This is a genomic window from Pseudomonas sp. I2 (assembly GCF_040984075.1).
GTDB lineage: Bacteria > Pseudomonadota > Gammaproteobacteria > Pseudomonadales > Pseudomonadaceae > Aquipseudomonas > Aquipseudomonas guariconensis_B.
In genome coordinates this window covers 59,029-71,961 of sequence record NZ_JBCGFQ010000007.1, presented here as the reverse complement: position 1 = coordinate 71,961, position 12,933 = coordinate 59,029, and the positions used below count along the sequence as shown (strand labels likewise).

At 66.5% G+C, this 12,933-nt stretch carries 10 protein-coding genes; 7 read left to right on the top strand and 3 right to left on the bottom strand.

The window, feature by feature from the left end:
- Positions 1 to 71 precede the first annotated feature (71 nt).
- Complete coding sequence (locus tag WCE05_RS05540) at positions 72 to 2,240, bottom strand: TonB-dependent receptor (RefSeq protein ID WP_368815568.1); 2,169 nt, start codon at positions 2,238 to 2,240, stop codon at positions 72 to 74.
- A 260-nt stretch (positions 2,241 to 2,500) separates the two neighbouring features.
- On the opposite strand from WCE05_RS05540, the gene WCE05_RS05535 reads away from it, so the two are divergent.
- Positions 2,501 to 3,361 carry a CAP domain-containing protein gene (locus WCE05_RS05535; RefSeq protein WP_368815567.1) on the top strand — a complete coding sequence of 287 codons (861 nt, stop codon included), beginning with the start codon at positions 2,501 to 2,503 and terminating at the stop codon, positions 3,359 to 3,361.
- Between the two features lie 67 nt (positions 3,362 to 3,428).
- On the opposite strand, the gene WCE05_RS05530 is transcribed toward WCE05_RS05535, so the two are convergent.
- Positions 3,429 to 4,403 (bottom strand): GlxA family transcriptional regulator, encoded by a 975-nt coding sequence (locus WCE05_RS05530; protein ID WP_368815566.1) that lies wholly within the window; start codon positions 4,401 to 4,403, stop codon positions 3,429 to 3,431.
- A 102-nt stretch (positions 4,404 to 4,505) separates the two neighbouring features.
- Here WCE05_RS05530 and WCE05_RS05525 point away from each other — a divergent pair, with 102 nt between their 5' ends.
- The 5 genes from WCE05_RS05525 to WCE05_RS05505 all read left to right on the top strand — a co-directional run bounded on the left by WCE05_RS05525 (position 4,506) and on the right by WCE05_RS05505 (position 11,187).
- On the top strand, positions 4,506 to 5,117 hold the full coding sequence (locus WCE05_RS05525) for a LysE family translocator (RefSeq protein WP_225789051.1): 612 nt from the start codon (positions 4,506 to 4,508) through the stop codon (positions 5,115 to 5,117).
- 138 nt (positions 5,118 to 5,255) lie between these two features.
- Positions 5,256 to 5,609 carry a cupin gene (locus WCE05_RS05520; RefSeq protein WP_368815565.1) on the top strand — a complete coding sequence of 118 codons (354 nt, stop codon included), beginning with the start codon at positions 5,256 to 5,258 and terminating at the stop codon, positions 5,607 to 5,609.
- A 186-nt stretch (positions 5,610 to 5,795) separates the two neighbouring features.
- On the top strand, positions 5,796 to 8,213 hold the full coding sequence (locus WCE05_RS05515; RefSeq protein WP_368815564.1) for a glucose/quinate/shikimate family membrane-bound PQQ-dependent dehydrogenase: 2,418 nt from the start codon (positions 5,796 to 5,798) through the stop codon (positions 8,211 to 8,213).
- Between the two features lie 98 nt (positions 8,214 to 8,311).
- A complete protein-coding gene (locus tag WCE05_RS05510) occupies positions 8,312 to 9,583 on the top strand; it encodes a carbohydrate porin (RefSeq protein ID WP_368815563.1) in 1,272 nt (423 codons plus the stop codon).
- 212 nt (positions 9,584 to 9,795) lie between these two features.
- Positions 9,796 to 11,187, top strand: a complete 1,392-nt coding sequence (locus WCE05_RS05505; RefSeq protein WP_225789047.1) for an APC family permease — start codon at positions 9,796 to 9,798, stop codon at positions 11,185 to 11,187.
- 41 nt (positions 11,188 to 11,228) lie between these two features.
- Here the strand turns inward: WCE05_RS05505 and WCE05_RS05500 are convergent, their stop codons facing one another.
- On the bottom strand, positions 11,229 to 12,110 hold the full coding sequence (locus tag WCE05_RS05500) for a LysR substrate-binding domain-containing protein (protein WP_225789046.1): 882 nt from the start codon (positions 12,108 to 12,110) through the stop codon (positions 11,229 to 11,231).
- A 169-nt stretch (positions 12,111 to 12,279) separates the two neighbouring features.
- On the opposite strand from WCE05_RS05500, the gene WCE05_RS05495 reads away from it, so the two are divergent.
- Positions 12,280 to 12,924, top strand: coding sequence for an ankyrin repeat domain-containing protein (locus WCE05_RS05495; RefSeq protein ID WP_225789045.1), 645 nt, complete (start codon positions 12,280 to 12,282; stop codon positions 12,922 to 12,924).
- Positions 12,925 to 12,933 lie beyond the last annotated feature (9 nt).

Below are 12,933 nucleotides of genomic sequence, written 5' to 3'. Positions count from 1 at the left end.
CAGGCGGCGCTTGTGGGGGCCGGGCATAGGCATCACATCCTGCGCCGATCGGCTTGAAGCTTGCGGCGCCCTCAGAAGTCGATGCTGCCGGAGAACTTGACCAAGCGCGGATCGCCCTGGGTCAGATAGCCGCCGTTGGCCGAGGCCCAGTAGTTCTTGTCGCTGAGGTTCTCGACGTTGACCCGCAGGGTGATGTCCTTTTCCTGCACCTTGAAGCGGTAGCGGGCGCCGACATCGAAACGGTTCCAGGTCGGCAGGCTGAGGTTGTTGGCCGGGTCGGCGTATTGCCCGCCGGTACGCAGCATGCGGGCATTGAGCGATACTCCGTCCAGGCCCGGGACGTCCCAGTCGACGCTGGCGTTGAGCTGGAAGGTCGGCACGCCGACCGCATGGTTGCCATCGTTGGCACCGTCCAGGGTGTTCTTCAGCTCGGTGTCCATGCGCGTGCCGCCGGCCATCAGGCGCAAACCCCGCACTGGCTCGCCGAACACGCTCAGCTCGATGCCCTTGTTGACCTGCTCGCCATCCTGGACGAACACGTTGCCCTGGACGAAGCCGTCAGTGGGGCGCTCGATGCGAAACAGCGCCAGGTTGGCGCCGAAGGTCTGGTAGTCGAACTTGACGCCGGCCTCGATCTGCTTGGTCTTGGCCGGCGGGAAGACTTCGCCGGCGTTGACCACCTCGCCCGAGGCGGTCGGGCCCTGGGCCAGGCCTTCGATGCGGTTGGCGTACAACGAGATCGACGGGTTGAGCTTGTAGACGATGCCGTACACCGGCGTGGTGACCGACTCGTCGTAGAACGCCGTACGGCCGGCATCCGGGCCCTCGCCGTCATAGGCATAGCCCTCCACGCGCAGTTGCTGGCGACGCACACCGGCGGTGAGCAGCAGGGTGTCGTCGAACAGGCCCACGGTGTCGGACAGCGCGATGCTGCGGTTGCGGGTCTTGCCGGTCACGCCCGGGTCGTCCAGCTTGCCGCCGACGAAGGACGGCGTGGTCGGCTTGGGCAGTGGGTCGGTGCGGTAGAGGTTGGTGGCCTGCGAGTTGTAGAAGACGAAGGCGTTTTCCTGCTGAGTCCAGATGATCGCCGCGCCGAGATTGAGCTGGTGGCTGACCGGGCCGGTCTGGAAACGGCCGTTGATGCCGCCCATGAAGCTGGTGTTGTCCTCGTTGTGGGGGATCTTCGAACCGCCGATGGTGGCCGCGCCAGTGCCGGCATCGGTGAGGATCGGCGTGCCGTAGAAACCGTTCTCGTGGGTGTGCTTGACGCCGCCGGCCAGGTAGCCGCTCCAGTTGTCGTCGAAGGCGTAGTCGCCGCGCAGCATGCCGAAGGTGTCCTCGGTCTCGGTCCAGGCCCACTTCTGCCCGTAGTTGTGGTCGGCGTCGGGTGCCCGTGGGATGTCATCCAGGCCCGCGTTCAGGCGCACCGAGTTGCGCATGTGGTTGACCCGCTGCTTCTGGTAGCCGATGTCGGCGGACAGGCGCAGGGCCTCGCCACGGTAGTCCAGGCCCGCGACGAACAGCTTGCTGCGCTGGTTCTGGTCGTCGACGGCGGTCTCGCCCTCGCGCTGGGACAGGTTCAGGCGCACGCCGAAGCGGTTGTCGGCGCCGAAGCGCTGGCCGAGGTCCAAGTGCTCGCCCAGACGTCCATCGGTGCTGATGTCCTGGGTGTAGCGCCGGGTCGGGGTGTCGCCGGCACGCTTGGGCTGCAGGTTGACGTTGCCGCCCAGGCCGGAGCCCGTGGGGCTGGCACCGTTGAGGAAAGCGTTGGGGCCCTTGAACACCTCGACCCGCTCCAGCGCGTCGGGGGCGATCATCTGCCGTGGCAGCACACCGTACAGGCCGTTGAAGGCCACGTCGTCGCCATTGAGCGGCAAGCCGCGGATGACGAAGATCTGCGACTGGTTGCCAAAGCCGAACGACTGGCGCACCGAGGGGTCGTTGAGCAGCACGTCGCCGATGTCCTCGGCCTGTTGCTCCTCGATCAGTTGCGAGGTGTAGCTGGTCATGGTGAACGGCACGTCCATCATGTCCTGGTTGCCCAGCACGCCCATCTGCCCGCCCCGGGCCACCTGGCCACCGGCGAAGGGCTCAGACAGCGCGCCGGGTGGGGCCTTGACAGCGTCGGCGCTGACGGCGGTGGGGTCCAATTCGATGGGGCCATCGGCCCCCTGGGCGGTGATGGCAACGGAACAGCAGAGGGCCAGCAAGGTCGGACGAGAAGGACAGGTTCGGGCCATGAAAGGCTCCTGGTGCAAATGGGTGGAGGCCTTCCTGGCAAATGAGCGGGCATCAGCGACTGAGTATTGTTTCTAGCCGAAATTACGAATTATTAGCAAATGACTGCACTTTCTCGGCGACCAGTGGTCTACTGCCCCTTTTGCCGCGCGCAATCGATTGCCGGCCGTTTTTTGCCGTACACAAGGCCGGGCCAAAAGCCCTGCGCTTGTGTACGATGAGCAGCGCACACCTAGGCGTTGCCAGTCATAGGGAGATCTTCATGCGCGTCCTCTCATCCGTTGCCCGGTTTGCCGCCCTGTCGCTGGGGCTGGCCGTGTCCGCCAGTGCCCTGGCGTTCAGCGGCGAAGAAGGGCAACTGATCGACTCGATCAATGCCTACCGCAGCCAGGCCCAACCCTGCGGCGGCGAGGCCTCGCTGGAGTTGCCACCGCTCAACAGCGACACCCGCCTGGCCTTGTCGCCGGAGGGTACCCGCGACCTGCAGCAGGCCATGACGCGCGCCGCCTACCCGATGGTCAATGTCCAGGCCATCAGCCTGTCGGGCCCGCGCGATGCCCGGGCGGCGATGGGTGCCATCGAGGAGAGCTTCTGCCAAGTGGTGCTCGACCCGCAGTTCGTCGACATCGGCGTCAGCCAGGAAGGCCGCGACTGGCGCATCGTTCTGGCCCGCCCGTTGCTCAGCGCACGTCTGGGCGACTGGCAGCAAGAGGGCCAGAAGCTGCTGCAGGAAGTCAACGCCGCCCGCAAGGTACCGCGCCAGTGTGGCGGGCAACCGTTCGCCGCCGCTCCGGCCCTGGGCTGGAACAACACCCTGGCCGGGGTGGCCGCCAACCACACGCGGGCCATGGCCAACCAGAACTTCTTCGACCATATCGACCACGACGGCCGTACCCCGGGCGATCGCGCGGAGCTGGCCGGCTACCTGTACCGGCAGATCGGCGAGACCATCGCCGCCGGCCGCGACACGCCGCGCAAGGTGGTCGACGGCTGGCTGGCCAGCCCGGGGCACTGCGCGACCTTGATGAATCCGGACTTCAGCGAACTGGGCGCGGCCTATGCGGTAGACCCCAAGAGCGATGCCGGGATCTACTGGACCGGGTTGTTCGGCACCCCGCAGTAAAGTAGGCAAGTTCTCTGCGAGTTTCTTCGCGAGCCCGGGGCTGCTTTGCAGCTCCAACTGCATGGATTCATGCGCCGCCACCATGCCGGCGCAACGCCAGGGCCGAGCAGCCGAACCGCCGCCGCACGCACTTGCCCAGGTAGCTGGCATCCCCCAACCCCACCTCATCGGCAATCTGCGCCAGCCCATGGCTTGAGTTGAGCAGCCGCCAACGCGCCTGCTGCAGGCGCATCTCCAGCCACCAGGCCTTGGCACTCATGCCATGGCTGGCCTGGAACTGGCGATCGAGTTGGCGCCGGCTGACACCCAGTTGCGCCGCCACCTCCTCGATCGACAGCCGAGCCCCCAGGTGGTGGCGCATCAGCGCCGTGGCCCGCTGCACCTGGCGCCCCTGCCCCGCCCCGGCCTCCAGCGAGCGCAAGGCATGGCGACTGTCGCGGGTCTCGTCCACCAGCATGTCGGCCAGCCCCTTGAGCGCCCGCGCCCGGCCGCAGGCACGGGACAGCAATTCTACCGCCAGGTCGATGGCCGCGGTGCCGCCTGCGCAGGTGATACGCGCACCGTCGAAACAGTACAACTGCTCGGGCAACACCTGCAGATGCGGAAAAGAGGCCCGGAACTCCGCCTCGTGGCGCCAGTGCACCACCACCTTGTGGCCATCGAGCAAGCCGCAGGCCGCCAGCAGAAAGGCGCCGTTGTCCACTCCCACCAACCTCACCCCGGCCTTGGCGGCACGCTTGAGCAGGGCCTTGTAGCGCGGTGCCAGGGCTGCGGTGGCACCGGCACTGCGCCCGCCGAACAGCACCAGGTAGTCGAAGCCACGCAGGTCGAGCTGCGCGGGTGTCATGTCGACCTGCACCACCGCCCCGCTGCTCGAGGTCACTGGCTCGTCGGTCAGGCCCAGCAAGGTCCAGCTGCAGTAGCGCTGGCGGCTGTAGTCCTCGTCGTCGGCGCTGAAACGCAGCTTGTCGAGGAACGCACCGAACGGCAGCAAGGCGAACTCCGGCAGCGGCAGGATCAACAGACGGATGTCGGGGGTCATGGCAGGCATGTCCAGTTACTACTCAAGAATGTCCAGATACTACCCTTCGATCGGGCCGCCGTCCCCTAGACTGGCGCCACCCGAAACACGAAGGCATTTCCCATGGCACTGGATACCTGGCTCATCTACCTGCTGGCGAGCATCGGCCTGTCGCTGACCCCTGGCCCGAACAGCCTGCTGGCCCTGACCCACGGCGCGCTGTACGGCGCCCGGCGCACCCTGTTCACCATCGTCGGCGGGGTGTTCGGCTTCAGCGCCCTGATCGCCTTGGCCATGTTCGGCCTCAGCGCCCTGCTGCACACCTCGGCCTCGCTGCTGCAGGTACTCAAGTGGGTCGGCGGCGCCTACCTGGTATGGCTGGGCATCCAGCTGTGGCGCAGCCCGGCGATGCGCCTGGAACTGGCCGACGGCGGGGCACGCCTGGGTAATGCAGGGCTGTTCCGCCAGGGCTTCCTGTCGGCCATGGCCAATCCAAAGGTATTGCTGTTCTACGGCGCCTTCCTGCCGCAGTTCATCGACCCCCAGCGCGGGCTGGCGCTGCAGTTCGTGGTCATGGCGGCGACCTTCGCCAGCGTGGAGTTTCTTGTCGAGTACCTGTTGGCACGCCTGGCGTTTCGCGTGCGGCCCTGGCTGGCCAAAGGTGGCAGGGGCTTCAACCGCAGTTGTGGGAGCTTGTTCGCATTGATCGGCGTGGCCTTGCCGCTGGGGCGTTGAGGGTGGGGCCGGTTCGTTAAGCGGCGTTTTGTAGATCTGGAGGCGCGCAGCGGCCTCGATCGATCTCCTGACGGGCCGACACCAAGATCTACCCACGAAGCTCTCCTACAATCAGGACAGGAAGACGAGGACCGCGCCATGCCCGACAACCTGTTCACCGCCCTGCCCCCTCCCGATCCGCAGGCCGCCGAACAGATCGACGACCTGCTGCGCCGCCCGGGCCTGCGCATCGAGCGTATCGTCTCCAGCGGCCAGGCCAGCCCGCCAGGTTTCTGGTACGACCAACCCGAAGGCGAATGGGTGCTGCTGCTCAGCGGCAGCGCGGGGCTGCGCCTGGAGCATGAGACCGAGGTACGCCTGCTGCGCCCTGGCGACCATCTGGACATCCCGGCCCACTGCCGACACCGGGTGGAGTGGACCGAAGCCGGTACTACCACCGTGTGGCTGGCTGTGTTCTACGAGCAAACGCTGGCTACGGATCAGGCCAAATAGTTCACAGCGCCAAGACACTCACGAACCCAACGTCTTCTATACTTTTCGCAGCCCGATACAAGCTTTTAGCATCATCGCAGCCCTTTTCCATCTGCGACAATCAGCCTCACGAAATTATGTACCAACTTGTTAATTAGCTTGCTAAGGGCATAAACTGAGCGCAGTCCACCTGCGAGAACTCCTGCAATGAAGCACACACCGCGCGCCTCTGGCGCCTCGACATTCATCCTGGTCAGCCTGGGCGTTATCATCGCCCTGCTCGGCCTCCTCCTGGCTGTCGGCGGCATCAAGCTGGCCGGCCTGGGCGGCTCCTGGTACTTCCTGATCGGCGGCCTGGCCATGGCCCTCGCCGGTATCCTCATCGCTCGCCGCAAGCCGGCCGGGGCCTGGCTGTTCGCCGCCTTCCTGGTCGGCACGGCGATCTGGGCCGTGATCGACGCCGGCCTTGAGTTCTGGCCGTTGTTCTCGCGGCTGTTCATGTTCGGCGCGATCGGCCTGGTGGTGGCGCTGGTCTACCCGATGCTGGTGCGCGCCAACGGCGCCAGCGCCGGCCGGGGTGCCTACGGCGTGGCCGGGGTGCTGGCGGTGGCGCTGGTGGTTGCCGCGGGCAACATGTTCGTCGCTCACCCGAGCGTCGCGCCGACCGGCAACGGCCCGGGCCTGACCCCGGTCGAGCCTGGCAAGGCGCAGAAGGACTGGGCCCACTACGGCAATACCGAAGGTGGCAGCCGCTTCGCCGCCCTGGACCAGATCAACCGCGGCAATGTCGACAAGCTGCAGGTCGCCTGGACCTACAACACCGGTGACGTGGCCATCAGCGACGGCAATGGCGCCGAGGACCAGCTGACCCCACTGCAGGTCGGCGACAAGGTGTTCATCTGCACCCCGCACAACAACCTGATCGCGCTCGATGCCGACACTGGCAAAGAGCTGTGGAAGAACGAGATCAATGCCCAGTCCAAGGTCTGGCAGCGCTGCCGTGGCATGGCCTACTTCGATGCCACCGCGCCGATCGCCCAGCCGACCCAGCCGAACAGCTCGCCGATCACCGTGGCCAGCGTACCGGCCGGCGCCAACTGCCAGCGCCGCCTGCTGACCAACACCATCGACGGCCGCCTGATCGCCGTCGATGCCGATACCGGCGCGTTCTGCCAGGGCTTTGGCAACAACGGCCAGGTCGACCTGAAAGCCGGCCTGGGTGACGTGCCGGATTCCTACTACCAGCTGTCTTCCGCACCGCTGATGGCCGGTACCACCGTGGTGGTCGGCGGCCGTGTCGCCGACAACGTCCAGACCGACATGCCAGGCGGCGTGATCCGTGGTTTCGACGTGATCACCGGGGCCATGCGCTGGGCTTTCGACCCGGGCAACCCGGACGATCGCAACGCCCCGGCCGAAGGCAGCACCTACGTGCGCAGCACCCCCAACAGTTGGGCACCGATGTCCTACGACCCGGCGATGAACACCGTGTTCCTGCCGATGGGCTCCTCGTCCACCGACATCTACGGCGTGGAGCGCAGCAAACTGGACCACACCTACGGCGCCTCGGTGCTGGCCCTGGACGCCACTACGGGTAACGAAAAGTGGGTGTACCAGACCGTGCACAACGACCTGTGGGACTTCGACCTGCCGATGCAGCCGAGCCTGATCGATTTCACCAAGGACGACGGCAAGACCGTGCCCGCCCTGGTGATCGGCACCAAGGCCGGGCAGATCTACGTGCTCGATCGCGCCACTGGCCAGCCGCTGACCCAAGTCGACGAAGTGCCGGTCAAGCCGGGCAACATCCCTAACGAGCCTTACGCGCCAACCCAGCCACGCTCGGTGGGCATGCCGCAGATCGGCGCGCAGACCCTGACCGAGTCGGACATGTGGGGCGCCACCCCGTTCGACCAACTGCTGTGCCGCATCGACTTCAAGAAGATGCGCTACGATGGGCTGTACACCGCGCCAGGCACCGACCTGTCGCTGAGCTTCCCCGGCTCGCTGGGCGGCATGAACTGGGGCAGTATCTCCACCGACCCGGTGCACGGTTTCATCTTCGTCAACGACATGCGCCTGGGCCTGTGGATCCAGATGATCCCCTCGCAGAACCAGGGCCAGGCCGCCTCCGGTGGCGAGGCACTGAACACCGGCATGGGCGCCGTGCCGCTCAAAGGCACCCCGTATGCGGTGAACAAGAACCGCTTCCTCTCGGTGGCCGGCATCCCGTGCCAGGCACCACCCTTCGGCACCCTCACCGCCATCGACATGAAGACCCGGCAGATCGCCTGGCAGGTGCCGGTCGGCACCGTCGAGGACACCGGCCCACTGGGTATCCGCATGCACCTGCCGATCAAGATCGGCCTGCCGACCCTCGGCGGTACCCTGTCGACCCAGGGCGGCCTGGTGTTCATCGCCGGCACCCAGGACTTCTACCTGCGCGCCTTCGACAGCGGTAACGGCAAGGAGATCTGGAAGGCTCGCCTGCCAGTCGGTAGCCAGGGCGGCCCGATGACCTATGTGTCGCCGAAGACCGGCAAGCAGTACGTCGTGGTCACCGCTGGCGGCGCGCGCCAGTCGACCGACCGTGGCGACTATGTCATGGCCTACGCACTGCCATAGACCGCGTTACCCCCATCGCCGGCAAACCTGCTCTCCACAGCTCGTGGGGGGGCGGTTTGCCGGCGATGGCGCCTTCACAGATCACCCGAGATTTCGCAATGTCCCGCGCTTTTCGCTATACCCCCACCGCCCTTCTGCTGGCCCTGGCCAGCACCCCCGCCCTGGCCGACGGCAACCTCATGACCCGTAGCACGATGACCGGCGACTGGGGCGGCCTGCGTCACCAACTCGTGGAGGACGGTATCACCTTCACCGGCGACTACAGCGGCGAAACCGCCTACAACGCCCACGGCGGCCTGCACCGCTCGGCGCGCTATTCGCAGAACCTCAAGCTCGGCGTGCAGTTCGACCTCTCCAGGCTGTACGGCCTGGACAACGGCGGCAAGGTCCAGCTGACCATCAACGACCGCCGCGGCAACAGCGCCTCCGAGGACCTGGTGGGCAACCGCCTGCCGATCCAGGAAAACTACGGCGGCCTCTATACCCGCCTGACCGAGCTGAGCTACGAGCGCACCCTCTTCACCCCGGCACTCAACGTCAAGCTTGGCTACATGGCCGTGGGCAACGACCTGGGCGGCCTGGACAGCGGCATCCTGTGCAATTTCATGAACGCCGGCTTCTGCGGCCATCCGCTGAACATGTCCGGCGGCAGCGGTTGGACCAACTACCCCAACGCCCACCTGGGCGTGCGGGTCAAATACGATTTCTCGCCGTCCTGGCAGTTGCGCGTAGCGGCGTTCAACGTCGATCCAGAAAGCAACGGCAACTCCAGCCGCGCCTGGCACCTGGGGCCCAAGCACAGCACAGGCACCGTGGTCCCGGTGGAGCTGGTGTACCGGCTGCAGGGCGAACTGCCGGGCGAGTACAAGCTCGGCTACTACTACGACAGCTCGAACGTGCAGCGCATCGGCAGCGACAAGGAGGTCGCCGGCCGTGGCGGGCACTACCTGCTGGTCGACCAGGCCGTGTGGAACGATCCAGGTTTACCGGGCCGTCGCCTGCATGCCTTCGGCCAGTACTCGGCCTCGAGCAAGGCCGCCTCGCCATTCACCCGCTGGTATGGCGCCGGCGTGGTGCTGTACCAGCCGTTCGCAGGGCGCCCGCGCGATACCCTGGCGCTGGGTTATGGCCGCGCCGTGCCCAACCCGCGTAGCCGCGACGTACTGCAGGACGCCGCACTAGAGGCCGGCCAGGACTTCCCCGACCTGGACAGCGCCGAACAGTTGATCGAGCTGAGCTATGGCTACCAGGCCACGCCCTGGCTGAACCTGCGCCCGGATGTGCAGTACATCATCGAGCCGGGGGCATTCTCCGGGCAGAGCATCGACAACGCACTGGTGGTGGGGTTGCAGGTCAAGGCGACCTTCTGAACCCTTGTAGGGGCCTTTGGGAGGTGGGGCTGCCTTGCAGCCCCAATAATGACAAAGCGCCGCCTAACTACCTGGCATCGGGGCTGGCCCGCAATGGCCCCCTGCCTACCCAGTTTTTTCCTGTGCAACGAACACATTTTTAATAATTTTCCGATCCCGCCCCCTGCTCCAGTATCTGCCGCGACTACAACAACAACGAGCGGGGAAACATCATGAGTGCAAGTGCGTCCGTGCCTGCCACCGCGCAGGCGAATCAAGCCGGCTTCCGCCGGGTCCTGGGGCTGGGGTCGCTGCTCGCGGTGGCGGTCGGCCTGGTGGTGTCCCAGGGGGTGATGGTGATGATGCTGCAAGGCGTCGGCGCCGCCGGCCTGGGCTTCATCGTGCCGCTGGGGCTGGCCTACCTGCTGGCGCTGAGCTACGCCTGCTCGTTCTCCGAACTGGCCCTGCTGGTGCCCCGCGCCGGCAGCCTGTCGAGCTACACCGAAGTGGCCCTGGGGCATTTTCCGGCGATCCTGGCGACCTTTTCCGGCTATGTGGTGGTGGCCATGTTCGCCCTCTCGGCCGAGCTGCTGTTGCTCGACCTGATCGTCGGCAAGGTCTACCCCGGCGTGTTCCCGCCGTTCAGCGTGGCCTTCGCGGTGCTCGGCCTGTTCACCGTGCTCAACCTGATGGGCATCGACGTCTTCGCCAAGCTGCAGAACGCCATGGCCGTGGTGATGGTCGTGGTCCTGCTGATCCTGGGCATCGCGGCGATCGCCGAAGGCCATGCCAGCGGCACCACCACCACGTTGCTGCAGGGCGACTGGAACCCCATGGGCGCAGGGGTACTGGCCCTGACGGCCCTGGCGGTATGGGGCTTCGTCGGCGCCGAGTTCGTCTGCTCGCTGGTGGAGGAGACGCGCAAGCCCGAGCGCAACATCCCACGCTCGATGATCATCGGCCTCACGGTGATCTTCGCCACCATCGCCCTGTACGGCCTGGGCGCGCTGTTCCTGGTACCGCAGCACGCTCTGGGCAGCGATGCCCTGCCCCATTACCTGTTCGCCACCACGGTGTTCGGCAAGACCGGCGAGGTGTTCCTGGTGATCGCCGCGGTCACCGCCACCTGCAGCACCCTCAACACCTCGCTGGCGGCCATCCCGCGGATGCTCTACGGCATGGCGTGCAACGGCCAGGCCTTTCCTCAGTTCAAGCAGCTCAGCCCGCGAGCGCGCACACCTTGGGTGGCCGTGCTGTTCGTCGCGGCGATCACCGGCCTGCCGATCCTGCTGATGGGCCAGGATGCCGCCGCGATCAACCTGCTGCTGCTTTCCGCTGCCCTGGCCTGGCTGCTGGCCTACATCATCGTTCACCTCGACGTCATCGCCCTGCGCCATCGCTACCCGCACCTGGAGCGCCCGTTCCGCACGCCGTTCTACCCGCTGCCGCAGCTGTTCGGCATCGGCGGCATGCTGTACGCGATCTGGAATGCCTCGCCCAGCCCGGACATGAGCGCCCAGATCTTCGGCGCCGCGGGCCTGGTGCTGGCGGTGGTGTCGTTGATCGCCGTGGTCTGGATCAAGGGGGTGATGAAGAAGCCGCTGTTCAGGCCTGAGCCTTTGTAGCCGTCTTGGGGCCGCTATGCGGCCCCAATTCCTACCTGTTCTCAGATCGCATGCGCCGCAAGCAGCTCCATGAGCACCTCGGCCAGCGACTTGACCATCGCGTCGGCCGTCGGCCGGTGCACCACGACGATCTCGTAGCTGTCCACCTCCGGCAGCCCTTGCTGGGCCCCCAGCACCCGGTGCTCACCGGTGGCGGCACGTGGCGGCAGCAGGCTGATGCCCATGCCATCGGCCACCGCCGCCTGGATGCCGCTGAGGCTCGAACTGGTGAAACTGATACGCCAGCGCCGCCCCATGCCTTCGATGGCGGTGATCATGTCGTCGCGGTACAGCCCACGGGGGGGGAAGGTCACCAGGGGGATGGGGTCGAGCTCGAACGACGGCATCCGCGCACTGTCGATCCATTGCAGGCGCTCCGGCCAGCAGGCTACGCCCTCCCGGCTGTTGCGCCGCTGCTTGAGCAGCACCAGGTCGAGCTCGCCGTTGTCGTAGGCCTGGCTGAGGTCGCGGCACAGGCCGCTGGTGACTTCCAGCTTGACCTGCGGATGGCGCCGGCTGAACGCCGACAGGGCATTGGTGGTACGGCCGCCGACGAAATCCTCGGGTACGCCCAGGCGTACGGTCACACCGACCATGGCCCCGGCCAGCGCCTCGAGCATCTGGTCGTTCAGCGCCAGCATGTGCCGGGCGTAACCGAGCAGGGTCTGGCCGGCGTCGGTGGGCAGCACGTCGCGGTTGCCGCGTACCAGCAGGCGGTGACCAACCATGTCCTCCAGGCGGCGGACTTTCTGGCTGATGGTCGACTGGGTCGAGTGCAAGCGCGCCGCTGCGGTGGTGAAGCTGCCGCAGTCGGCCACCACGACGATGGCGCGCAGCAGGTCGAGGTCGAACAGGGCCCTATTCGATTTAACGCTGATAGACATGTTCACATTCAACTTCTGAATGACAAGCCTGACTTCTAGCACGGCCATCCCTGCCGGGCAACCGGCCTGGCCGGTATTCGAAAGCGCACTGCCTGTCATCCGGATAATTCACTTCTAGCCGCTGCACGGGTTGCCTAGGATGAAGCCTCGTCACCTTGGAGCCCGTCGCATGCGCCTGCCTGTTCTTCTGCTTGCCCTGTTCACCAGCCTAGTCGCCCACGCCGGGGCCGCTGCCCTGGATACCCGGCTGCACGGGGCCGCCCAGCGTGGCGACACAGCTGCCATCACCCAATTGCTCGACCAGGGCGCGCCCCTGGAGGCACGCGATGCCCAGGGCCGCACCGCGTTGCTGGTGGCGACCCAGGCCAACCAGGTGCAGGCGGCCAAGGCGCTGATCGAGGCCGGTGCCGACGTCAATGCCAAGGACAACATCCACGACAGCCCCTACCTGTATGCTGGCGCCCGTGGCCTGGACCAGATCTTGCGCCTGACCCTGGACCATGGCGCCGACCTCGAGAGCACCAACCGCTACGGCGGTACCGCGCTGATTCCCGCCGCCGAGCGCGGCCATGTGCAGACCGTGCAGATGCTGATCGACGCCGGTGTCGACGTGGACCACCTCAACCGCCTGCACTGGACGGCCCTGCTGGAGGCGGTGATCCTCGGCGATGGCGGCCCGCGCCATGTGGAGATCGTCCGCCGGCTGCTGGCCGCCGGGGCCGATCCGGCCATCGCCGACAAGGATGGTGTCACTGCGCTGGAGCATGCACGGCAGCGGGGTTACCAGCAGATGGTGCAAGTGCTGGAGAGATAGGGCCGCTTC

Coding starts and splice junctions, on each gene's coding strand:
- WCE05_RS05520 (WP_368815565.1), top strand. CDS start 5,256: ATGCCCGACAACCTGTTCACCGCCCTGCCCCCTCCCGATCCGCAGGCC.
- WCE05_RS05515 (WP_368815564.1), top strand. CDS start 5,796: ATGAAGCACACACCGCGCGCCTCTGGCGCCTCGACATTCATCCTGGTC.
- WCE05_RS05525 (WP_225789051.1), top strand. CDS start 4,506: ATGGCACTGGATACCTGGCTCATCTACCTGCTGGCGAGCATCGGCCTG.
- WCE05_RS05510 (WP_368815563.1), top strand. CDS start 8,312: ATGTCCCGCGCTTTTCGCTATACCCCCACCGCCCTTCTGCTGGCCCTG.
- WCE05_RS05530 (WP_368815566.1), bottom strand. CDS start 4,403: ATGACCCCCGACATCCGTCTGTTGATCCTGCCGCTGCCGGAGTTCGCC.
- WCE05_RS05540 (WP_368815568.1), bottom strand. CDS start 2,240: ATGGCCCGAACCTGTCCTTCTCGTCCGACCTTGCTGGCCCTCTGCTGT.
- WCE05_RS05500 (WP_225789046.1), bottom strand. CDS start 12,110: ATGTCTATCAGCGTTAAATCGAATAGGGCCCTGTTCGACCTCGACCTG.
- WCE05_RS05505 (WP_225789047.1), top strand. CDS start 9,796: ATGAGTGCAAGTGCGTCCGTGCCTGCCACCGCGCAGGCGAATCAAGCC.
- WCE05_RS05535 (WP_368815567.1), top strand. CDS start 2,501: ATGCGCGTCCTCTCATCCGTTGCCCGGTTTGCCGCCCTGTCGCTGGGG.
- WCE05_RS05495 (WP_225789045.1), top strand. CDS start 12,280: ATGCGCCTGCCTGTTCTTCTGCTTGCCCTGTTCACCAGCCTAGTCGCC.